Genomic DNA, 22702 nt, shown 5'->3' on the forward strand with positions numbered 1-22702 from the left:
ATGAAATACGAACTCCTCTCCACCTCCGGTCAGGCCCGTCGCGGCCGCCTGCATCTGGCCCATGGCATCGTTGAAACGCCGGTCTTCATGCCGGTTGGCACCTACGGTACGGTCAAGGCCATGAGCCCGCACGAACTGCTGGACATCAACGCGCAGATCATTCTCGGCAACACTTTCCACCTGTGGCTGCGCCCGGGCATGGAGGTATTCAAGCAGTTCGGCGGACTCCACGGCTTCATGGGCTGGGACAAACCGATCCTCACCGACTCGGGCGGCTTCCAGGTCTTCTCGCTCGGCGCGCTGCGCAAGATCACCGAGGAAGGCGTGAAGTTCTCCTCGCCAATCAACGGCGACAAGCTCTTCCTTACGCCCGAGATCTCGATGCAGATCCAGCACGGGCTGAATTCCGACATCGTGATGATCTTCGACGAATGCACACCCTACCCGGCCTCTGTCGATGAGGCCGCCAAGTCGATGCGCATGTCGGCACGCTGGGCCCGGCGCTCGCGCGACGAGCACGACAAACTGGAAAACCGCAACGCACTGTTCGGCATCGTCCAGGGTGGCATGTATGAAACCCTGCGTGACGAGTCGCAGGCCGGGCTGGAGAAAATCGGCTTCGACGGCTATGCCATCGGCGGCCTGTCCGTAGGCGAACCCAAGGAAGACTTCTACCGCGTACTGGCCCACACCGGCCCGCGCCTGCCTGCCAACAAGCCGCACTACCTGATGGGCGTGGGCACCCCCGAGGATCTGGTGTACGGTGTGAGCCAGGGCATCGACATGTTCGACTGCGTGATGCCGACCCGCAACGCGCGCAACGGCTGGCTGTTCACGCGCTGGGGCGACCTGAAGATCCGCAACGCCAAGCACAAGCAGGACACCCGCCCCATCGACGAGAGCTGCGAGTGCTACACCTGTCGGCATTTTTCGCGCGCTTATCTGCATCATCTGGATCGCGCCCAGGAGATGCTCGGCCCGCGCCTGATGACCATTCATAACCTGCATTACTACCAGCATCTGATGCGCGAAATCCGTGCCGCCATCGAAGCGGACGATTTCGCAGGCTTCCAGCAGCGCTTTGCTGCGGAGCGCAATCGCGGGGCTTGAGATAGCCCCGATTGCCCCAAGCTTTGGCCTGCTATACTCGGCCGCCTTAAAGAACCCAAAATCCGGAGCCTGATGATGATTTCCGATGCATTCGCCCAAGCCGCCACCGGCAGTGATCCCACCAGCAGCTGGATGGGCCTGCTGCCCATGGTGCTGATGTTCGTGGTGCTGTACTTCCTCATGATCCGCCCACAGCAGAAGCGCGCCAAGGAGCACAAGAGCCTGCTCGATGCGCTGGCTGCCGGTGATGAAGTCATCACCCAGGGCGGCATTGCGGGCACGGTTGCCAGCGTTGGCGAAAATTTCGTCAAGGTCGAGATCGCCAGTGGCGTTGAAATCACCGTGCAGAAGCCGGCGATTTCCGCAGTGCTGCCCAAGGGCACGCTGAAGAACGCCTGAAGCATGGCAGCCCGGGGCCTGTCTGGCCTTGGGCTTACCGTCACCCATTCATTCCATTCCTGATCATGAACCGCTACCCGCTCTGGAAGAACCTGATGATCGGCCTCGTGCTGATCGTCGGGCTGCTGTACACCTTGCCGAATTTCTATGGTGAAGTCCCGGCCGTGCAGATCTCCGCCGCCCGTTCCACCGTCAAGATCGACGGAGCACTGGAAACCAGGATCCTGGACGCCTTGTCTGCCGCCAACATCAGCCCCACCGGCACCGTCCGTGATCCGGGCAGTCTGCGTGTGCGACTGGCCAACGAAGACATCCAGATGAAGGCGCGTGACGTGATCGAGCGTGCGCTCAATCCCGATCCGCAAAGCCCGTCGTATGTCGTCGCATTGAATCTGCTGTCCGCCAGCCCGCAATGGCTGACTTCGATTGGCGCCTTGCCGATGTATCTGGGTCTGGATCTGCGCGGCGGCGTGCATTTCCTGCTGCAGATCGACATGAAGGGGGCCATCACCAAGCAGCTGGATGTTGCGACAGGTGACCTACGCACCCTGCTGCGCGACAAGAACATCCGTCACGGCGGCATCTCCCGTGATGGCGAAACTCTCACCGTGCGCCTGCGCGATGATGCAACCCGCAATCAGGCCCGCGACGCCATCCGTGCCAGCCGCAGCGATTTCGAATACACCGAACGCAATGAAGGTGAAGACCGCCTGCTGATCGCCACCCTGTCCGTACAGGCCCGGCGCACCATCCAGGACGATGCAGTCAAACAGAACATCGTCACCCTGCACAACCGGGTGAATGAACTCGGCGTCGCCGAGCCGGTGATCCAGCAACAGGGCGCGGACCGCATCGTGGTGCAATTGCCAGGCGTGCAGGACGTCAGCAAGGCCAAGGACACCATCGGCCGCACAGCCACCCTGCAGGTACGCATGGTCGCCGAAGGTGCCAACCCGCTGTCGCCGCCCGCCGGCACCGACGTATTCCCTGAAAACCGCAGCGGTCAGCCTTTCCCGGTCGCCGTGAAGAAACAGGTGGTACTGACCGGTGACCGCTTCGTCAAGGCGCAATCCACCTTTGACAACAACCAGCGCCCGGCCATCTCCGTGACGCTGGATGCGGTCGGTGGGCGCATCATGCGTGACACCACGCGTGAGAACATCCACAAACAGATGGCCATCATCCTGTTCGAAAAGAACAAGGGTGAAGCCATTTCGGTCGCCACCATCCAGGGCGAATTCGGCAACCAGTTCCAGATCACCGGCAACTTCAGCACCGAAGAAACCAATCGTCTGGCCATCCTGATCCGTTCGGGATCACTGGCCGCACCGATGGACATCATCGAAGAACGCACCATCGGCCCAAGCCTGGGGGCTGAAAACATCCAGAAGGGCTTCCACTCCACACTGTGGGGCTTCCTCGCGATTGCCGCCTTCATGTGCGTGTACTACCTGATCTTCGGCCTGATCTCGACGCTGGCGCTGGGTGCCAACGTGCTGTTCCTGATCGCCCTGCTCTCGCTGTTCCAGGCCACCTTGACCCTGCCGGGCATCGCCGCCATCGCGCTGGCACTCGGCATGGCCATCGACTCGAACGTGCTGATCAACGAACGCATCCGTGAAGAACTGCGCAATGGCGCGACGCCACAGGCTGCCATCGCCGCCGGCTACGAACGCGCTTTCGACACGATTCTGGACTCCAACGTCACCACCCTGATCGTCGGCATCATGCTGCTCGCCTTCGGTTCCGGCCCGGTGCGCGGCTTTGCCGTGGTGCACTGCCTGGGCATTCTGACTTCGATGTTCAGTGCCGTATTCGTGTCGCGCATGATTACCAACTTTGCTTACGGCCACCGCCGCAAACTCGAAAAACTGGCGATCGGTCAGATCTGGAGGCCTTCGGCGGAGTAATCCGCCGGGAGAAACAACATGGAATTGTTCCGCATCCGTAAAGACATCCCGTTCATGCGTCACGCGCTGATATTCAACGCGATTTCGCTGATCACTTTCCTGCTGGCTGTGTTCTTCCTGTTCTACAAGGGTCTGCACGTATCGGTGGAGTTCACCGGCGGTACCGAGGTTCAGCTGACCTACGTCGAAGCGCCGCAAGTCGAGCCCCTGCGCGAAACCCTGAGCAAGGCAGGCTACATCGATGCAGTGGTCCAGACCTACGGCTCCTCGCGCGACATCATGGTGCGCGTGCCGAACAAGAACAATGAAAACGCCTCGAAGGTGTCGGCAGCCGTTTTCAATACCTTGTGCAGCGCCCCGGGCGTTGTCCGCAGCACCCAGAGCACCGGGCCGAAAGGCGAGTCGCTGACCAAGGAGACATGCTTCTCGGCACAGAACACCGAGGTCGCCAGCATCAGCCGTGTCGAGTTTGTCGGGCCGCAGGTAGGCAAGGAACTCGCCACCGATGGCGCAATGGCCATGCTGATGGTGATCGTCGGCATCGTGATCTATCTGGCGTTCCGCTTTGAATGGCGCTTTGCCGTTTCCGCGATCATTGCCAACCTGCACGACGTGGTCATCATTCTGGGCTGCTTCGCGTTCTTCCAGTGGGAGTTCTCGCTGCCCGTGCTGGCCGCGGTGCTGGCGGTGCTGGGCTACTCGGTCAACGAGTCCGTGATCGTGTTTGACCGGGTCCGTGAAACGTTCCGCAACAGCCGCATGCGTGGTCTGAGCGTCCCGCAGGTGCTGGACCACGCCATCACCACCACCATCTCACGCACCATCATCACTCACGGTTGCACGCAGATGATGGTGTTATCGATGCTGCTGTTCGGTGGCCCGACCCTGCACTACTTCGCGATTGCGCTGACCATCGGCATCTGCTTCGGCATTTACTCCTCGGTGCTGGTCGCCAGCCCTCTGGTCATGTGGCTGGGCGTATCGCGCGAGCAGTTCATCAAGCAGAAGGTCGAGAAGGAAGAAGCCGTCGTCTGATCACGACTGTTTCACTTTTCGCAACAACGGCTCCCGCGTGGAGCCGTTTTTCTTTTCCTGCGCTTCTGCGATGATGCGGAATCTGCACGCACAAGGTAACCCGTCATGACCGAAACCACCCCCGCTACGCGCCGCATCAAGATCTGGGACCTGCCCCTGCGGTTTTTTCACTGGGCACTGCTGGCCTGTGTACTCGGAGCGATCGTCAGCGTGAATCTTGCCGATCAGCTTGGCGATGCCATGGAGTGGCACAAACGCTTCGGCTTTGGCGTACTGACCCTGCTCATCTTCCGTCTGCTGTGGGGCTTCATTGGCGGCAGGCATGCACGCTTCGCAAGCTTCGTCCGCAGCCCTGGCGTCATCATTGATTATCTGCGGCACATGAAGGATCACAAGGGGCCGTCCATTGGCCACAATCCGCTGGGCGCCCTGTCGGTGCTGGCGATGCTTGCCGTACTGCTGTTCCAGGCGGGCTCCGGGCTCTTCATCACCGATGAGATCATGATGGAAGGCCCCTTGTTCAAGCACATCAGCGAGGGAACCGCCCATCTGCTTGGCGAGTTGCATGAAGCCAATGCCGGCATCCTCATCACCCTGATCGGCCTGCATCTCGCTGCGATCGTGTTCTACCGCCTCGTCAAACGTGACAACCTGATTCCGCCGATGATCACCGGCAACAAGGATGTGCCGGCGGAAACGCTCATTCCTGAAACACGCGGCGGCTCCATCTGGCTGGGCCTGCTGGCCTTCATGCTCAGCGCGGCAGCAGTCTGGGTGCTGGTCACGCAAAGCTGAGCGACAAACTCTTCGCGCATGAAAAAGCCGATGCATCTGCATCGGCTTTTTTTCGGCCTGCGGCCAAGACGCTTACTTCATACGGTAGTCATCGTGGCAGCCCTTGCAGGTCTTGCCCAGGTCAGCCAGAGCCGTCTTCAGCGTACCTTGATCGGCAGATGCGGCCGGCAGCGCGCGCGCTGCAAGTGTGAACTTGTCGAACGCGGCCTTGAACTTGTCCGCCTCGCTCCAGACCTTCGGATCTGCCTTGGTCGGCGCGCCCTTGTCAGTCCCCGGACCATATGCCCCGGCGGCCAGCGGCAGATCCGACAGGCTTGCAATCGTCGCCGCATGGCGTTGGGCCACGTCCTTGTTGAACGGCACGTCACCCTTGGCCATGGCGTTCAGCACGCCCACGCTGCGGGCAGTCACCGTCATGGCGGCCTGACGATACTTGATCTGGTCTTCCGGTTTGGCCTGGGCCAGAACGGCCGAAGCGCCAAGGCTGGCAGCGACCAATACGATGACATTCTTGATTTTCATGGAGTTCCCTCTGTGGTTGGCACTGCTGTAGTCATCGGATACCAGGGGCGGTACCCATCATTTCCTGCCGACATCAGTCAGCAGATGTTGCAAAGACATGCCGGACGCGCAAAACGTTCCCGCCGCCGGCTATTTTCAGCAGCCGGTCGATGTTCGGATGCTTGCCGGGATTCTGGCGTGCGTCCTCAGTATGTTCAGCATAAAGTTCCAGGCCCTTGCTGGCAGCCTCTGCGGTGATCGCACCGTAGAACTGGGCCAGATGGTTATACACCGCCAGCGAACCGATCTGGCCGGGTTTGTGTTCGATGAGGGCAATTTCCTGCCCTTCACCATCAAGGAGCTGAAGAGCCGCAAGGTGCGACACGCCCGGGAGTTGCTTGAGATTGTCTGCGAAAGCCATTTTTATCAAATAAGAGCCAAGGGGTGCAGGGATTCTAGCGCCTTGCCCGAAGAAGCGCATGCAGCCTGCCTGATCGGCGGGCGCCTCTGGAGACGCCCGTCGCAAGCGGGTCTTCAGATGTATCTGCCCCGGCAATCATTCCAGCCTGATCCTGCAGCCTTTTAAAATTTACCCGGATAAAACTTGACTCGCCATTTATACCCGGGTTAAATGGCGCATCTTTGTTTTTACCCGGATTAAATCATGCATGCCTACACCGCTTTTGCCGCTCAGCGCCGACTCGCCTCTGGCGAGCTTGCCAGCATCGTGCGCGCACTCAAGACCGAAATGGCCACAGATCCTGATTTGAGCTATCAGGTCTTCGACAACGCCACCGGCCACTGCATTGATCTGGACCTGCGCGGAACCGTCGACGACGCACTGGCCCGCCTCGCCCCGATCATGACGGTGGCTACCACGCCAGCCGGAAAAACCGGCCCGGGACGCCCGAAGCTGGGCGTCGTCGCACGCGAAATCACTTTGCTGCCCCGTCATTGGGACTGGCTGGCGAGCCAGCCCGGCGGCGCCTCGGTGGCATTGCGCAAACTGGTGGAAACAGCCAGCCGTGCGAGCCGTGCCCGCGACAAGGCGCGCATTTCACTCGAGGTTTGCCACTCCTTCATGCTCACCATGGGAGGCAATCTGCCCGGCTTCGAGGAGGCAACCCGCGCGCTGTTCGCCGGCCAGTTCGATGCGGCCCGCTCACATATGGCAACCTGGCCAATGGACCTGCGCGAGCACGCGGAAACCTTGCTGGAAACAGCCCAGAACGACGCCTATGAAGCGCGTGAAGATTGATGGAGCAGAGCAAGTCGCCTGGGTACCGGTGACGTCCTGCTCCCGCGCTGCTGCACCGCAGAGTGTGCCTTTTCTCCGTTTCATATAGGGTTTACCCCATACCATAAAGCGGCTGCCCCCCGGCCCGACTGCGCCTTTCAAGGAACCACTCCCATGAATGATCGAAAAAAGCCACTCATCATCATTGTCGGGGCCGGTTTCGGGGGCCTCTCCGCCGCACGGGCCCTGGCCAGCGCAGAAGTTGATATCGTGCTGGTGGACCAGCGCAATCATCACGTTTTCCAGCCGCTGCTGTATCAGGTCGCCACGGCGAGCCTGTCGCCCGCAGACATCGCCGGGCCTGTGCGCAGCATCCTCTCCAGCCAGCGCAACGTCACAGTGGTACTGGGAACCGTGACCGGCATCGATTCTGCAGCTCGCAGCGTGAGCATCGACAATGGCGTCCGCAGCGGCTCGATCTCTTATGATTATCTGATCCTCGCTACCGGTGCGCGTCACGCCTATTTCGGCAATGATCACTGGGAGTCTTTCGCGCCGGGCCTGAAGACCATCGACGATGCAACCAGCATCAGGCGGCGCTTGCTATGGGCTTTCGAGCGCGCCGAGATGGCCACGGACATCGCCGAGCGCGATGCCCATCTCACCATCGTGATCGTGGGCGGCGGACCAACCGGCGTAGAACTGGCTGGCTCCATCATCGAACTCGCGCGGGCCGCGCTGGCCAAGGACTTCCGTCGCATCGATCCGCGCAAGGCGCGAGTAATACTGGTCGAAGCCGGACCGCGCATTCTGCCCAGCTTCACGCCCGAGCTGTCTGAAGCGGCAAAGCAGTCATTGGAGAAGCTGGGGGTAAGCGTGCGGGTCGATGCGCGCGTGATGGACTGCGATGCCGACGGGGTGGTGATCGGTGCAGAACACGTGCCTGCCGCCACCATCCTGTGGGCAGCGGGCGTGCAAGCCTCACCAGCGGCCGGCTGGCTTGGCGCAGCGGCGGATCGTGCCGGACGGGTACTGGTCGGCCCGGACTTCAGCGTGCCGGGTCATGAAGGCGTGTTCGCAATCGGTGACACCGCCAGCCTGACGGACGCAGCCGGGAAGGTCGTACCCGGCGTCGCGCCCGCGGCGAAGCAGGCGGGCAATTACGTGGGAGACATGATCTCACGCCGGCTCAGTGGCTTTCCCTTGCCGGGACCGTTCCGCTATCGCAACTACGGCAATCTGGCCACCATTGGTCGCAACGCGGCGGTCGCCGATTTCGGCTGGATCCGTTTGCGGGGCTCGCTGGCCTGGTGGTTGTGGGGCATCGCCCACATCTTCTTCCTGATCGATTTCCGTAACCGCGTAGCAGTGACGCTGGGCTGGCTGTGGTCTTTCCTGACCTTCAAGCGCGGCGCCCGCTTGATCACCGGAATGCTGCGCGTTCCCGGCAAGCACGCCGCGACGACAAAAAGTAATTGAGCTGCCGGAGAATGCCTTCAAGGCTTGTGAAGCGTGCCGACGGGCTGTTTCACATGGCGCGCCAGTGCCCAGGCTACATGCTCGCGGACCAGTGCCGATGGATCATCGGCGCGGGCCTGTAACGCGGCGATCACGGCTGGCGTGGAGGGAGCGTTGCCCAGCCCGACAGCGAGGTTGCGCAGCCAGCGCTCATGGCCGATGCGGTGAATGGGCGAGCCAGCCAGACGGATCTTGAAGTTCTCTTCGCTCCAGGCAAAAAGCTCAACCAGCGTGGCGCGGTCCAGTCCGTTGCGCACGGCAAAATCCGCCTCGTGTGCGGGCCGGGCAAAGCGGTTCCATGGACAGGCCAGCTGGCAATCGTCACAGCCGTAGACACGATTGCCGATGAGCGGACGCAGCTCTTCGGGAATGGGGCCGGCATGCTCAATGGTGAGGTAGGAAATGCAGCGCCGCGCATCCAGCTGGTAAGGCGCGACGATGGCCCCGGTCGGGCACGCCGGGATGCAGGCCGAGCAGCTGCCGCAGTGGCCGGTTTGCGGGGCGTCAGGCGGCAAGGCGAGATCGACATATATCTCGCCAAGGAAGAACAGCGAGCCGGCTTCGCGCGTCAGCAGCAAGGTGTGCTTGCCACGCCAGCCCAACCCGGCGCGGCTGGCGAGCGCCACCTCCAGCACAGGGGCGGAATCGACGAAAACGCGATGGCCGTATTCGCCGACGGCCACACCGATCCGCTCGGCCAGCTTCTGCAGACGATTGCGCAAAACCTTGTGGTAGTCGCGTCCCAGCGCGTAGCGCGAGATCGCCGCGCGCGCTCCATCAGCCTGCACCGCACGGGCCTGAGCAAGATCCGGTTCAGGCCAGTAATCCATACGCACGGAGATGATGCTGGTCGTACCGGGCACAAGTTCTGCCGGTCGGGCGCGTTTCAGACCGTGGCGGGCCATATAATCCATCCCGCCGTGAAAGCCGGCAGCAAGCCAGTCGAGCAGCCCCTGTTCGGCCGAGCGGAGATCAACATCAGTCACCCCGACGGCAGAGAAGCCGAGTTCCAGGCCCCAGGTGCGGATGTCCTGGACCAGCGTCGACACGTCAATGGATGGATGAGCGGGATGAATCACGCCGCAGATCATACTTGCTGAAGGCTCCGAAAAGTTTCAGATCGGGGCCGGACAAGGCACGAAAGAAAATTTCGACGCCGCACATGTTTGATCAGCAAAACGCTGTTTTGCTTGAACAACGCTGCAACACAATCGGAGTATTCACTGATGCTCACCTTTCTTGCCGATGCAGAGACCACTGAAGCCTTCGGCGCCGCGCTGGCACCCGCGCTCATGCCGGGATTGGTGATCTGGCTGTCGGGCGACCTGGGGGCCGGCAAGACGACACTGACACGCGGGCTGCTGCGTGCCCTGGGGCATCAGGGAAGTGTAAAAAGCCCCACGTACACCTTGCTTGAAGTTTATGCTGTTTCTAGAATTGCGCTGTATCACTTTGATTTCTATAGATTCAATACTCCAGATGAATTTCTTGAAGCGGGACTGGAAGAGTACTTTGGCGGCGCCGGCGTGTGCCTCGTCGAATGGGCCGACAAGGCCCTGCCCTACGTACCACCCGCCGATCTGGAAATCCATCTGCAGGTTGCCGGCGATGGCCGTGCAGCACGCGTTGAAGCGCACAGCCCCCGAGGCATCGAATGTCTGAAGCACGTCACCCTTCCCTGCTGACCCCGCCGCCGGATCTGTCGCGCAGGCGCGCGCTCAAGGCCGGCGCCCTGCTGATGACCCTGCTGGTCACGCCGACAGGCATGGCACAGGGCAACCCGCGTCTGATCGCCGTACGCGTGTGGCCTTCACGCGACTACACCCGGATCACGCTGGAAGGCGCCGAAGCACTGAAGTTCAGCCACCAGATCGTGAAGAATCCGGAGCGGCTGGTGGTCGATCTGGAAGGCGTCGAATTCGACAGCGTGCTCGCCAGCCTGCCGGACAAGATTTCCGAAGCCGATCCCTATATCAAGCTGATCCGCGCCGGGCGCAACCGGCCTGGTGTGGTACGTCTGGTCGTGGAACTGAAGGCCGAGATCAAGCCGCAGATTTTTTCGCTGCCACCGGCCGGCAGCTATGGTCACCGCCTGGTCCTCGATCTGTATCCGGCGGTGGAGCTTGATCCGCTCCTGGCACTGATCGAGAAACACTCGCCCGAAGATGCGGTACTCGGCTACACAGGCCCACAAGCCAATACTGGCGCGGCTGACGACAACCCCTTCCGTGTCAACCGCGACAGTAGCCGCTCTCCAGCTACCCCTGCGGCAAACGACCGCCCGGTGCGGCGCAGCGGGCAGGACCTGCGTCTGATCACCATCGCGCTTGACCCCGGCCACGGCGGCGAAGACCCCGGCGCCATCGGCGCGCGCGGCACCTACGAAAAAACCGTCACCCTGGATATCGCTCGCCGCCTCAAAGCGAAGATCGACGCCGAACCGAACATGCGCGCCATGCTCACGCGTGACGCGGACTTCTTCGTGCCGCTCGGCCAACGCGTCGAAAAGGCCCGCCGGGTGCAGGCCGATCTGTTCGTCTCGATCCACGCCGACGCCTTCATCAAGCCCGAGGCGCGCGGCAGTTCGGTCTTCGTGCTGTCAGACCGCGGAGCGACGAGCACGGCAGCGCGCTGGCTGGCCAACAAGGAAAACTCGGCTGATCTGATCGGCGGGGTCAATCTGGGGGTGAAGGACAGCCATCTGGCCAAGACCCTGCTCGATCTATCGCAGACCGCCACCCTGAACGACAGCATGAAGGTGGCGAAAGCCGTGCTCGGCGAGCTGGGCGGCATCAACCAGTTGCACAAGGGCGAGGTCGAGCAGGCCAGCTTCGCCGTGCTCAAGGCGCCGGACATCCCCTCGATGCTGGTCGAGACGGCCTTCATCTCGAACCCGGAAGAAGAGAAGCGCCTGACCGACGATGCTTATCAGGACAAGATGGCCGAAGCCATGCTGCGCGGCATCAAGCGCTATTTCGCCAAAAATCCGCCGCTGACCCGCAACAAGATCGCCCTGAAGGACTGAGCCTAATCACAGGACCAGCGGCACCCTGCGCGCGATCCGCGCGCCCTGCCAGACGATCACCGGCGGACGCCCTCAGCGTTGCAGAAAGTGACGTTTAGCGTCACGTCCGTCCCCGCATTGTCACACCACCATCTCGCCAAAACCGGCATAAACGTGAAATTCGTCACGCCGCAAGACGGTGGCGAGCGTGGCATACCGCTTGCTGATTCATCTGCAGATAAAAATGTGCTGATGAACAATGAACAAACGGGAACTCCAGCGCCTCGTTGCGCGCCTGGAAAAACAAAGCAAGGCCGCACCGGGGACTTACCGCCTCAAGGTCGCCCTGCTTGCGGCACTCGGCTACGCCTACATCTTCCTGATCACGGGTCTGGCGGTCAGCAGTCTGCTGTGGGCCATCTGGCAGGCCGCTTCGGGTGATTTTTTCGGTGCCTTGCGCGTCGGGCTTCTGGGCGGTCTGGTGTCCCTGCTGCTGCTGCCAGCCCTGTGGGTGAAAATTCCGCAACCGCAGGGCCGGATACTGAACGCCGACACCGCACCCAAGCTCTTCGCCATGATCGAAAAGATCCGTGACAAGGCGCGCTGCCCGCAGATCGATCAGGTCATCCTCAACGATGCGTTCAACACCTCGATCATGCAGATCCCGCGTCTGGGTATCCTGGGCTGGCACCGCAACGTCCTGATCATCGGCCTGCCCATGCTGCAGGCACTCTCCCGCAAGGAGTTCGCAGCCATCCTGGCACACGAGTTCGGCCACCTGTCCAGCCGCCACGGCCAGCTCGGCACCTGGATCTACCGCATCCGCACGGTATGGATGCATGTGCATGACGCGTTCCGCGACGGCGATGGTTTCGGCAATCTGCTGCTGACCCGTTTCCTGCGCTGGTACATCCCGTTTTTCAACGCTTACAGCTTTGTGCTGGCCCGGCAGGATGAATACGAGGCCGATCGCCTCGCCGCCACCATCGTCGGGCCGCGCACCATGGCGGATGCGCTGATCGCGATTGCCGTACGCGGCCGCTTCATCAACGACCGCTTCTGGCCCGATCTGTGGAGCCGGGCCGATCGCCACCTGAACCCGCCCTTCCTGCCGCACGGCTCGATGCGCACCGCCCTGCATCTGGGACTGGAAGAGAAACAGGCCGAGCGCTGGCTGAGCGAGGAATTGCGTCGCGACACGGCGAACGATGACACGCATCCCTGTCTGCGCGAACGCATCCTGGCCCTGCACACTCCCTGTGAGCTGCCCCCTGAAGCCACCCACAGCGCCGCCCAGGCCCTGCTTGGCGACAGCCTGGCAGAATTGCAGCATGCCTTCGATGGCCTCTGGCAACAGCACAACGGGGCACGCTGGCGCGAACGCTTCCACACGGTCAGCTCGGCCAAGGAAACCGTCGTGCGCACCGAAAACCACGCGCTGAACAATCTCAGCCCGGAAGAGCTGAGCCACTACGCTCTCGCGCTGGAGACCCTGAACCGCGCCGACGAAGCCCTGCCCCTGCTGCGTCAGGCCGCAGACCATCCGCACGGCCCGGCCACCGCCGCACTGGCCGCGGCACGCATCCTCCACGGGCTGGGCGACGAGACGACCATTCGCTATCTGGAGCTGGCCATGCAGCGCGATCGCAGCCTGGCCGAAGAGGCCACCACCCAGGCCGCCGCGTTCTACGAAGCGCGCGGTGACGCCGACCGGGCCAGCACCTACTGGCAGCGCCTGACGCGCCTGCACAGCGCCTGAGTTTCAGTTTTCAGGCGCTGTATGTTGCCCGGAAAGCCGCTCACAGCAAGCATTCCCAGCCCCCTGCCATGAAGACCCGCCTGCATCCTTGCTGTGCGCACGGCCTGCCCGCTCAGGCCCGCCGGGTGCGGGTCTTCAGGCTATCCTGCACAGAGCTCACCGGGCATGCTGTAATCACGCCTTCGCCACGTCTTCGCGATTCCTGCATCAATCCATGCGCCAACTGTTCTGTCTGAGTCTGGCCCTGAGCCTGCTGAGCGGTGGTTCCCTGCGGGCAGAGGAGCTTCTGCATCGCGACATCAACGAAGCCATCATTCGCCTGCCAGTCACCGCACGTGACCTCAACAACGTGGAAACGCGCGGCGAAATCCTTGTCACCACCTTCAAACCGGCCGGCGATGGCCCCTTTCCACTGGTGGTGATCAGTCATGGGCGGGACAGCCAGAAGCGCGCAGAAGTCGGCCGCTCGCGCTTCGAGTCCGCGGCCCGTTATTTCGTGCGCAAGGGCTTCGCCGTAGCGGTACCGACACGCCTGGGTTATGGCGATACCGCAACCGCCGGCGACCCCGAAAGCAATGGCCGGCAATGCAGCCTCGCCCGCTACGACGTGGCCATGGCCGCCTCGGCCAGCCAGATCGCCGCCACCGTAAAACGCCTGCGCGAGGAACGCTGGATCGACCCCGGGCGCCTGCTGCTCGTCGGTCAGTCAGTCGGTGGCATCAGCACGGTCGCCGCGACGGCACAGAACATTCCGGGGCTCATCGCAGCCATCAACTTTGCCGGCGGGCATGGCGGACGACCCGACACCCACCCCGGCGAGCCCTGCAACCCCGCGGCACTGGAACGCCTCTATGGCGAATTCGGCAAAACCGCCAGAGCGCCGATGCTGTGGATCTACACGGAAAACGACCGCTATTTCAATCCGGCCCATTCGCAGGCCTGGCACGCGGCCTTCACGGCCAGCGGCGGGGTGGCCGAATACCGCCTCCTGCCCGCCTTTGGCGACAATGGGCACACCCTCTTCGCTGCCGGCAACGATCTCTGGCAACCCTTTCTGGATGACTGGCTGCGGCGCTTCGGCTTCAATCAACCCGGCCTGTTGTCGAAGCCTCCGGCCCGGCCCGCCAGCCCGGTCGAGGCGCTCGACAAGGTGCCCTATCTGAGCCAGAACAGCCTTGCCACGGGCTACGCCGCGTTCCTGGACAAGGCCGCACCGCGGGCCTTTGCCCTGAGCCCGCAAGGCAACTGGGGCTGGGCCAGCGGCAAGGACGATTTGCTCTCGCGCACCCTGGCCAATTGCCAGCGCAAGAGCGGCAACCCCTGCAAGCTGTATGCGGTAGATAATGACGTGGTCTGGCAACCCTGAAACACTCTGGAGTTTTACATGAGCGCCACCCCCGACTATGTCGTCCCCCTTCCTGCCGTCGCTTCGCTGCCGGTCGCCGGCTCGGCGGCCCGTTTCCCGGTGCGCCGCATCTACTGCGTGGGGCGCAACTACCTCGACCACATCCGCGAGCTGGGCAATGACGAGAAGGAGCCGCCGATCTTCTTCACCAAACCGCGGGACGCCATCGAACAGGACGGCGCAACCATCCCCTACGCCAGCGCCACGGAGAACTACCATTTCGAACTCGAACTGGCCGTGGCCCTGCAGTCGGGCGGCTACAACATCCCCGCCGAGACCGCGCTCGAGCATGTCTTCGGCTACGCCGTGGCGCTCGACATGACCCGCCGCGACCTGCAGAAACAGCTCACCTCCAGAGCCGGCCCGTGGGATGTCGCCAAGGCCTTCGATCATTCGGCCCCGTGCGGCACGATTCATCCGGTCGCCCAAGTCGGTCATCCGGATGCCGGGCGCATCCATCTGACCGTGAACGGTGAAACAAAACAGGACGCCGACCTCAAGGCGATGATCTGGGATGTACCGCACATCATTGCGCACCTGTCCCGGCTCTTCGAGCTGCAGGCTGGCGATATCATCCTCACCGGCACGCCCGCCGGCGTCGGCCCGGTGCAGACTGGCGATACACTGGTAGGCAGCATTGACGGGCTCGGCACGCTGAGCATCCATATCGGCGCACCCTGCGCCTGAATCACTCACGGGAGACACCTACATGGCAGGCTGGATCGCACTCGGCTTACTGATCGTCGTACTGACCTACGGCATGCTGCTCTACAACGGCCTGGTCACCCTCAAACACAACGTAGCCCGCGCCTGGGCCAACATTGACGTGCTGCTCAAGCAGCGCCATGACGAACTGCCCAAGCTGGTCGAGGTCTGCAAGCAGTACCAGCAGTTCGAGCAAGCCACGCTGGAGCGCGTGATCGCCGCCCGCGCCGGCGTCGCCACCGCCCGCGCAGCTCAGGACATTCCAGCCCTGGGCACTGCCGAAGGGGCGCTGCGGGCCGGCCTGGGCCAGCTCTTCGCCGTCGCCGAGGCCTACCCGGAGCTGCGAACCAGCGAGCACTTCAAGCAGTTGCAGCAACGCATCAGCGGGCTGGAAAACACCATTGCCGACCGCCGCGAGCTCTACAACGAGACGGTGAACCTCAACAATGTGCGGGTCGAACAATTCCCCGATGCGCTGATCGCCCGCCTGTTCAATTTCGAACTCAAGCCGCTGCTCGAATTCGCTGCCAGCGAGAAGAGCGACGTCGACATGGGACAACTCTTCAAGGGCTGATCCGTGTCCAGTCTGCCAGATGTCCAGACCCTGCTCACCCGGGGTCTGCTGCCGGCCCTGCTCGGCGTCCTGCTGTTCGCCCTGTTCATCGGCGCACGGGCGGCCGAACTGCAGCCCTGGCACCTCACCCTGATGCTGGCCGCCATCGCGCTCATCGCCTGGACCTTTGCCTACCGGCGCTACCGCCATTACACCGATACACCCGGCGCGCCCATCAGCTCGGCGCCGCAGGGCTACATTGCCATCGAAGGCATCGGTCGGGCCCTGCCCGGCGAGCCGCTGCGCTCGCCTTTCAACTTCCTGCCCTGCCTGTGGTACCGGATGCAGGTGCAGGTCAAAGACAGCGACGGTGACTGGCGGACCGAAACAGACGAAACCAGCGACGCCTCCTTCATCCTCGAAGGCGCCGATGGTGCCCGCTGCACGATTGATCCGGCGGGCGCGAAGATCGAAGCCGTGCACAAGGATACGAGCACCGTTGGCGATCGCCGCAGCACGCAATGGCTGCTGATTCCCGGCACACGCCTGCACGCCATGGGCCACTTCGTGACGCGCCGTCCGGCCGATGATCACCCGGCCATCAACGTGGCACTGCGCGAAAAACTCGCCGACTGGAAAGACATGGGAATTGCCCGGCGCTTTGACGCCGACGGCAACGGCGAACTGGACCTGAATGAATGGGAACAGGCGCGTGCCGCCGCACGCCAGGAAGTCGAGCAGGAGCGTCAGGCCGTTGCCGACTTCCCCGATTACCACACCCTGGTCGCCCCACCCGACGGGCGCCCCTTCGTTATTTCCGATCACGCCCCGGAGCAGGTGGCCCGCCGCTACCAGTGGCAGGCCCGGATGACGCTGGCGCTGGCGCTGCTCGCCCTGATCATCACCGCCTGGATGGCAACGCATCCTTGAGGCGTATCTGGGATACGATGGCCGGAGAGCCTCCTCTGACAAGGCTTTTCGCGGCACACACCTCAAAACCCGCTCCGGATAAGGCTCTTCAGGCAGGTTATCTGAAGAAGTCCGCCGGAAGCGGCTCTCCAGATACCCGAAGAACGCAACCCTTAAATAGCTACTGCCGGACCTCGAACAGCGTGTCCGCCGTCCAGTCCGCCCGATTGCTGCGGAAAGGGTTGATGTCCAGCCCGCCACGCCGGGTGTAACGCGCCCACACCGCCAGCTCGCGCGGCGCGCACTGGCGCAGGATGTCGGTGAAGATGCGCTCCACGCATTGCTCGTGGAATTCGTTGTGCTCACGGAACGAGATGATGTAGCGCAAGAGCGCCTCGCGATCCAGCGCCGCGCCGCTGTAGCGGATCACCACCGTGCCCCAGTCCGGCTGGCCGGTGACGAGGCAGTTCGACTTGAGCAGATGCGAGAACAGCCATTCGTCCCGCACCTCGCGCGCGGCATCGGCGCGCAGCAGATCCGGCTGCGGGGAGTACTGGGTCACCTCGATATCCTGCCCATCCAGACACACGCCCTGCACATAGCCCATTGCACGGCGCGGCTTGCGTTCCAGCGGCGTGATCAGCACCTGCACACTCCCTCCTGCAGCCCCGGACAGATCGCGGGCAATCGTCGCCGACACCGCTTCGGCATTGTCCATGCGCGTCTGGTTGAAGGAGTTCAGATACAGCTTCAATGATTTGGATTCGATCAGGCGCGGCGAATGCGCCGGCACGCGGAATTCGCCGATCGCCACCACCGGCTTGCCACGCGGATTGAGCCAGGAGAGCTCGTAGGCATTCCACAGATCCTCGCCCATGAAAGGCAGGGAATCCGGTTGCAGGCCCAGTTCGTCGCGCTTTTGCTGGCGCGGAATCGGGAAGAGCAAGTGCGGCGCGTATTCGCTGCAGTAATCGGTGGCACGGCCCAGCGGAGAGTTTTCGGGTACACGCGTTTCGTTCATGACAATTCCTGTGTTTCATGCAGCGGCGGCGTCGGCCGCCCCTGCGTCATCCGGGCCGCACGCAGGGCCGCAGCGATCTCGTTCAGCGCCACCCGCGTCTCGGCAAACAATTTGAACATGGTCACGAAGCCATGCACCATGCCCTCGAACTGTAGATGACGCGCGGCCACGCCGGCAGCCTTGAGCTTCTCCGCATAGGCCGCGCCATCATCCGCCAGCGGGTCGCACTCGGCCGTGATCACCAGCGCCGGCGGCAGCCCGGCGTGGCTCGCAGCCAGCGCCGGGGAAGCGCGCCAGTCGAATTTCTCCAGCTCACGGGCAAAATAGTTGTGCTGGAACCAGAGCATCGTCTCGCGCTCCAGAAAATGCCCCGCACCATAGCGCCGGGCACTCTCGAATTCGCTCATCAGATCCGTCGCCGGATAGATCAGCAACTGATGGCGCAGCGCCGGACCGCCTGCATCACGCGCCATCAGCGCCAGCACCGCCGCCAGCGTGCCGCCCGCCGAATCCCCGCCGACGCTGATCCCGTCCGCATCCAGATGCAGCCTGGGGGCCTCGCGCACCAGCCATTTCAGAGCGAACCAGGCATCATCGACCCCCGCCGGAAACTGATATTCCGGCGCCAGACGATAATCCAGCGCGAGCACAGCGACGTCACACACATTCGCCAGCGCCCGGCACCAGGGGTCGTAGCTGGCCAGGTCGCCCAGCGTCCAGCCTCCGCCGTGCAGCCACAGCATCACCGGCAGGGCCACGCCCGGCAAGGCTCCCGCGGGGCGATAGACGCGCGCCAGGAGCGGGCCGCCCGCATGCTCACGGCGCGGGATTTCGATATCCGTCACGGCGGAAACCGCCTCCGGCTCCTCGCGATAGGCGTACATCAACTTGTAAAAACTGCGCCGTGCCACCTCCACCGGCAATTCGTGCAGGCGCGGCGCATCAATGCGGTGAAGCATGGCAAGCAAGGCGGCGGCGCGGGGGTCCAGCGGCATGGGGATAATCCGGAAGGCGAGGCTGGATTTTACGGGGCCGGCAGGGAAAGCGGGAAGCCGGAAGTTGGCCGGATTGCCTCCTCACCCCCGGAGCGTTCCTCCCGTACAATCCCTCATCCATCACGAAGGCATAAGCACCATGTCGCAGGATGCTCTCGAAACGCTCAAGATCGACCGCAGCGCACCCGCTCGCAAACGTGGCCCATCACGCAAACCCTGGTTCGTCGGAGCCCTTGTCGTGGCCCTCGTCGCCGCTGGCTTTGCCCTCAGCAGCCGCCAGGCGCTGGAGGTCGAAACTGCCCGTGTCGCGCAAGCCTGGCCTTCGCAAGGCATAACGGCCCTAAACGCCACCGGCTACGTCGTGGCCGACACCAAGGCCTCCGTCGCCAGCAAGACCACCGGCCGGCTCGAATGGCTGGGCGTGCGCGAAGGCAGCCCGGTACGCGCCGGTGAAGTCATCGCACGCATGGAAAACGCCGACATCCGCGCCCAGCTTGCGCAACGCGAAGCTGACGTGGAATCCGCCCGCGCACGCGTCAAGCAGGGCGAAGCCGAGCAGATGGACGCCGATTTCAACCTCAAGCGTCAGCAAGACCTGAAGGCCCAGGGCTTCGTTGCCCAGGCCGCCGTCGATGCCGCGCAAAACCGTGCCCAACAGGCCCGTGCCACGATTGCCGCGCAGCAGGCGGCCGTGCGCGCCAGCCTGGCCGCCGTGGCCGAGATCAGGGTGACGCTCGACAACTCCGTGATCCGCGCCCCCTTCGCCGGGGTGGTACTCACCAAGCAGGCCGATGTGGGGGATGTGGTCACACCGCTTTCGGCCAGCAGCAATTCCAAGGCCGCTGTCGTCACCATGGCCGATCTGTCCACGCTGGAAATCGAGGCCGACGTTTCCGAAACAAACCTTGCCAGAGCCCGCGTCGACCAGCCGGTGGAAATCCAGCTCGACGCCCTGCCCGAGCTGCGCTTGCTCGGCCGCGTTTCGCGCATCGTGCCAACCGTGGATCGAAGCAAGGCAACCGTCAAGTTCAAGATCCGCTTCGACGAGAAGGACGCTCGCGTACTGCCCGACATGAGTGCCAGGGTTGCCTTCCTGGAGCGCCCGCTCAGGCCGGACGAACGCACACCACGCCTGGCCGTGAATCCTGCCGCGGTGGTCGAGGGCAAGGTCTTTGTCTTCCGGGACGGCATCGCTCGCACACTCCCCGTCAGCACGGGCGACAGGCTCGGTGACCTGATCGAAGTGAAAAGCGGGCTGCAGGCCGGTGATATCGTCATCCTCAACCCTTCAGCCAGGCTGCAGGATGGCGGCAAGGTGGTGGAGAAGAAATCGTGAGCGCAAGCGGCCCGGCCTCCCCCAGCAGCGCCACCGAAGCCGTCATCCGGATCGAGCACGTCAGCAAATTCTATGTGCGTGGCCACGAAGAAGTGCCGGTGCTCAGCGACATTCATTTCGACATCGCGCGCGGCGAATATCTCGCGTTGATGGGTCCCTCCGGCTCGGGCAAATCCACCCTGCTCAACCTCATCGCCGGGCTGGACCAACCCAACACCGGCAGCATCGTGGTCGATGGCGTCGACATTGCACAGCTGGATGACACGGGACTCGCCGACTGGCGCGCCCGCCATATCGGCTTCATCTTCCAGTTCTACAATCTGATGCCGGTGCTCACCGCTCTGGAGAATGTGGAGCTGCCACTCCAGCTCACCCCTCTGCCGCGCCGCGAACGCCGCGAACGCGCACTGACCGCGCTGTCGCTGGTCGGTCTGTCCGATCGCGTCAAACACTACCCTTCGGAGCTTTCCGGCGGCCAGTTGCAGCGCGTGGCGATAGCCCGGGCGATTGTCAGCGACCCGACCCTCATCGTTGCCGACGAACCCACCGGCGACCTCGATCGCAAATCTGGCGAAGAAGTTCTCGGTCTGCTGGATCGTCTGAACCGGGATCTGGGCAAAACCATCATCATGGTCACCCACGACGGCCATGCCGCCAACGCCGCGCGCGCCGTGCGGCATCTGGAAAAAGGCGAACTGTCCGCGCTGGTCGAAAACCGCTAGTCCGGGCTCCCGGACTGGGTCACGCCTCCCAGGCCAGGCTGGAAAAACAAAACCCCCGGGGTCTCCGGGGGTTCTTTTTTAACCAGACCTGCTGCCGGAGCAGCAGGCGTGATCAAGCAGACTTACTTGGTGGAGCACTTGTTCGGATCGCCGAGCGGGTCGGAACCGAAAGCAGCCACGGTACAGGCGATGGTCTTGCCCGAACCGACGTACTTGGCCACCCACTTGCCCTTGCGACCGAAAGCCACCCAGCCGGTTGCCTTGGCCGTGCAGGTTTCACCCAGAGCAGCACACTTGCTGAAACCAGCCGGGTAGTCACCCGTACCGGTCATGGCCGGAGGCGTACCGCCACCCGAAGAGCTGCTGGAGCTCGACGACGAGCTGGAGCTGCTGCTTGAAGAAGAGCTGCTGGAAGACGACGAACTGGAGCTGCTGCTCGAAGAAGACGAGCTGGAGCTGCTGGAGGACGAGGACGAAGAGGAGCTGGAGCCGCAAGCCGAAGCCGTCAGCGTTGCGCCGTTCTTGCCCACACCTGCGTAGGAAGCCAGCTTGGCCTTCACGCACGCAGCCGAGACCGGCTCGTAGGTGTAGGTCAGTGAAGGCTTGGAGCTCAGCGTAGAAGTCCAGTTGGTGGCATTGACACCGCCCGAACCTGCGTCATCCCAGGTGATGCCGTAGGTGGCATTGCTGGCAGCGCTGGTGGTGTTGTTGCTGTCCAGATACCAGGTGCCGCAACCATTCGTGTCGTAACGGCAGGTCACCGGGTTCAGCGAGTTCTCGAAGTAGTTGCGCTCGATGATGGCCTTGCCGCTGGCACGCACGTTGATGCCGGAGCTGGTGATCTTGTTGTACAGGTTGTTGTACGCATGCACCACACCACCACGCTGCAGCGGCAGACGGGCATTCACGTTGTAGTAAACGTTGTGGTGATAGGTGATGTTGCGCTGGTAATCGGTCGTGCCACCGCTCTGGGTGTGGCCATCCAGACCGACCTTCTTGCTGTCGTGGATGTAGTTGTACGAAACCGTGACGTTGGTCGAATTCTTCTTGATGTCGACGGCCGACTCGAAGGTCAGGTCGCCGTCGGGCGAGCCGTTACATTCGTTGTTCACCGCGAAGAGTTCGTTGTGGTCGATCCACACGTTCGGCGAGTTGTCGATACGGATCATGTCAGCATCGTTGTTGGCACCAGCCAGAGCACCGATCTTCATGTTCTTGATGACGACATTGCCACCATTCACGATGGTGATGCCGAAGTTGGCGGAGGAGCCGTTCGCCCCTTCAATGGTCAGGCCAGCGGTGAATTCCTTCAGTGAGACTTCACGATAGGCGTCATTCCAGTGCGGGTTCGGACAGTTGCCGGACGCATCCTTGGTGTGATCCTTGACGATCTGGGCGATCAGCGCGTCTTCGTTGCCGGTATAAACGATGTGCAGCGGATAGGCACCAGCCGTGACTTTCTTGCCGGCCGAGTCAATGCGTGCCGCAGCGATCGCATCGATCATCCCTTGCATTGAACTCACGGTAACTTTTTTGGCGCCAGTGACTTCACCGCCTGCGGTGGTTGCGAAACCGCCGGTATTCACGGCAAAAGCCATGCTGCTGGTAGCCAGCGCGACCAGCGCGGCCGTCGCCTTCAGTTTGAAGCTCATTGATTGTCTCCTGAGTTTGATTTTGTCCGGTCAATCGAGCCAACGGGGCTCGAAGAAAGCCCGGACAACCCCGCACCTATATTGTTTTGCGCGGTGAGCTTATTAATGCACAAAAGGGCCGTGAGTTCAAGAAAGA

22 protein-coding genes are annotated in these 22702 nt (G+C 62.7%); 16 read left to right on the forward strand and 6 right to left on the reverse strand.

Annotated elements, in window-relative coordinates:
* From tgt to Q9Q94_RS11740, 5 genes are all read left to right on the forward strand, one after another.
* Complete coding sequence (gene tgt / locus Q9Q94_RS11720) at nt 1-1110, forward strand: tRNA guanosine(34) transglycosylase Tgt (protein ID WP_305980243.1); 1110 nt, start codon at nt 1-3, stop codon at nt 1108-1110.
* A gap of 72 nt (nt 1111-1182) precedes the next feature.
* On the forward strand, nt 1183-1509 hold the full coding sequence (gene yajC / locus Q9Q94_RS11725) for a preprotein translocase subunit YajC (protein ID WP_305980244.1): 327 nt from the start codon (nt 1183-1185) through the stop codon (nt 1507-1509).
* Between the two features lie 65 nt (nt 1510-1574).
* On the forward strand, nt 1575-3419 hold the full coding sequence (gene secD, locus Q9Q94_RS11730; RefSeq protein WP_305980245.1) for a protein translocase subunit SecD: 1845 nt from the start codon (nt 1575-1577) through the stop codon (nt 3417-3419).
* 18 nt (nt 3420-3437) lie between these two features.
* A complete protein-coding gene (gene secF / locus Q9Q94_RS11735) occupies nt 3438-4454 on the forward strand; it encodes a protein translocase subunit SecF (protein ID WP_305980246.1) in 1017 nt (338 codons plus the stop codon).
* A 105-nt stretch (nt 4455-4559) separates the two neighbouring features.
* The gene (locus tag Q9Q94_RS11740; protein WP_305980247.1) at nt 4560-5249 is read left to right on the forward strand and encodes a cytochrome b/b6 domain-containing protein; all 690 of its coding nucleotides are present in this window, start codon (nt 4560-4562) and stop codon (nt 5247-5249) included.
* A 72-nt stretch (nt 5250-5321) separates the two neighbouring features.
* On the opposite strand, the gene Q9Q94_RS11745 is transcribed toward Q9Q94_RS11740, so the two are convergent.
* Together Q9Q94_RS11745 and Q9Q94_RS11750 are read right to left on the reverse strand one after the other, a co-directional pair.
* Complete coding sequence (locus Q9Q94_RS11745) at nt 5322-5771, reverse strand: cytochrome c (RefSeq protein WP_305980248.1); 450 nt, start codon at nt 5769-5771, stop codon at nt 5322-5324.
* A 73-nt stretch (nt 5772-5844) separates the two neighbouring features.
* A complete protein-coding gene (locus Q9Q94_RS11750) occupies nt 5845-6171 on the reverse strand; it encodes a DUF2322 family protein (RefSeq protein WP_305980292.1) in 327 nt (108 codons plus the stop codon).
* A gap of 243 nt (nt 6172-6414) precedes the next feature.
* Here Q9Q94_RS11750 and Q9Q94_RS11755 point away from each other — a divergent pair, with 243 nt between their 5' ends.
* Together Q9Q94_RS11755 and Q9Q94_RS11760 are read left to right on the forward strand one after the other, a co-directional pair.
* The gene (locus Q9Q94_RS11755) at nt 6415-7008 is read left to right on the forward strand and encodes a DUF2239 family protein (RefSeq protein WP_305980249.1); all 594 of its coding nucleotides are present in this window, start codon (nt 6415-6417) and stop codon (nt 7006-7008) included.
* Nucleotides 7009-7161: 153 nt separating this feature from the next.
* Nucleotides 7162-8466: an NAD(P)/FAD-dependent oxidoreductase gene (locus Q9Q94_RS11760; protein WP_305980250.1), complete on the forward strand. Its 1305-nt coding sequence runs from the start codon at nt 7162-7164 to the stop codon at nt 8464-8466.
* A gap of 17 nt (nt 8467-8483) precedes the next feature.
* On the opposite strand, the gene queG is transcribed toward Q9Q94_RS11760, so the two are convergent.
* Nucleotides 8484-9584: a tRNA epoxyqueuosine(34) reductase QueG gene (gene queG / locus Q9Q94_RS11765; protein WP_305980251.1), complete on the reverse strand. Its 1101-nt coding sequence runs from the start codon at nt 9582-9584 to the stop codon at nt 8484-8486.
* A 147-nt stretch (nt 9585-9731) separates the two neighbouring features.
* On the opposite strand from queG, the gene tsaE reads away from it, so the two are divergent.
* From tsaE to Q9Q94_RS11800, 7 genes are all read left to right on the forward strand, one after another.
* Nucleotides 9732-10190, forward strand: a complete 459-nt coding sequence (tsaE, locus tag Q9Q94_RS11770; RefSeq protein ID WP_305980293.1) for a tRNA (adenosine(37)-N6)-threonylcarbamoyltransferase complex ATPase subunit type 1 TsaE — start codon at nt 9732-9734, stop codon at nt 10188-10190.
* Nucleotides 10160-11530 (forward strand): N-acetylmuramoyl-L-alanine amidase, encoded by a 1371-nt coding sequence (locus Q9Q94_RS11775; protein WP_371929842.1) that lies wholly within the window; start codon nt 10160-10162, stop codon nt 11528-11530. The genes tsaE and Q9Q94_RS11775 overlap by 31 nt, the downstream gene beginning before the upstream one ends.
* A gap of 238 nt (nt 11531-11768) precedes the next feature.
* A complete protein-coding gene (locus tag Q9Q94_RS11780) occupies nt 11769-13268 on the forward strand; it encodes a M48 family metallopeptidase (RefSeq protein ID WP_305980252.1) in 1500 nt (499 codons plus the stop codon).
* A 214-nt stretch (nt 13269-13482) separates the two neighbouring features.
* Nucleotides 13483-14634, forward strand: a complete 1152-nt coding sequence (locus tag Q9Q94_RS11785; RefSeq protein ID WP_305980253.1) for a dienelactone hydrolase family protein — start codon at nt 13483-13485, stop codon at nt 14632-14634.
* An 18-nt stretch (nt 14635-14652) separates the two neighbouring features.
* Complete coding sequence (locus Q9Q94_RS11790) at nt 14653-15360, forward strand: fumarylacetoacetate hydrolase family protein (protein ID WP_305980254.1); 708 nt, start codon at nt 14653-14655, stop codon at nt 15358-15360.
* 22 nt (nt 15361-15382) lie between these two features.
* Complete coding sequence (locus Q9Q94_RS11795) at nt 15383-15952, forward strand: LemA family protein (RefSeq protein ID WP_305980255.1); 570 nt, start codon at nt 15383-15385, stop codon at nt 15950-15952.
* A gap of 3 nt (nt 15953-15955) precedes the next feature.
* Nucleotides 15956-16861 (forward strand): hypothetical protein, encoded by a 906-nt coding sequence (locus tag Q9Q94_RS11800; RefSeq protein WP_305980256.1) that lies wholly within the window; start codon nt 15956-15958, stop codon nt 16859-16861.
* Between the two features lie 160 nt (nt 16862-17021).
* Here the strand turns inward: Q9Q94_RS11800 and queF are convergent, their stop codons facing one another.
* Nucleotides 17022-17861, reverse strand: coding sequence for an NADPH-dependent 7-cyano-7-deazaguanine reductase QueF (queF, locus tag Q9Q94_RS11805; protein ID WP_305980257.1), 840 nt, complete (start codon nt 17859-17861; stop codon nt 17022-17024).
* Nucleotides 17858-18856 carry an alpha/beta hydrolase gene (locus Q9Q94_RS11810; RefSeq protein ID WP_305980258.1) on the reverse strand — a complete coding sequence of 333 codons (999 nt, stop codon included), beginning with the start codon at nt 18854-18856 and terminating at the stop codon, nt 17858-17860. Before Q9Q94_RS11810 ends, queF begins: the two co-directional genes overlap by 4 nt.
* A 139-nt stretch (nt 18857-18995) precedes the next feature.
* On the opposite strand from Q9Q94_RS11810, the gene Q9Q94_RS11815 reads away from it, so the two are divergent.
* Together Q9Q94_RS11815 and Q9Q94_RS11820 are read left to right on the forward strand one after the other, a co-directional pair.
* Nucleotides 18996-20192 (forward strand): efflux RND transporter periplasmic adaptor subunit, encoded by a 1197-nt coding sequence (locus Q9Q94_RS11815; RefSeq protein ID WP_305980259.1) that lies wholly within the window; start codon nt 18996-18998, stop codon nt 20190-20192.
* Complete coding sequence (locus tag Q9Q94_RS11820) at nt 20189-20914, forward strand: ABC transporter ATP-binding protein (protein WP_305980260.1); 726 nt, start codon at nt 20189-20191, stop codon at nt 20912-20914. Before Q9Q94_RS11815 ends, Q9Q94_RS11820 begins: the two co-directional genes overlap by 4 nt.
* A gap of 122 nt (nt 20915-21036) precedes the next feature.
* Here the strand turns inward: Q9Q94_RS11820 and Q9Q94_RS11825 are convergent, their stop codons facing one another.
* The gene (locus Q9Q94_RS11825; RefSeq protein ID WP_305980261.1) at nt 21037-22566 is read right to left on the reverse strand and encodes a hypothetical protein; all 1530 of its coding nucleotides are present in this window, start codon (nt 22564-22566) and stop codon (nt 21037-21039) included.
* Nucleotides 22567-22702: the final 136 nt, after the last annotated feature.

Origin of the sequence: Uliginosibacterium sp. 31-16 (genome assembly GCF_030730865.1) — a bacterium.
GTDB lineage: Bacteria > Pseudomonadota > Gammaproteobacteria > Burkholderiales > Rhodocyclaceae > Uliginosibacterium.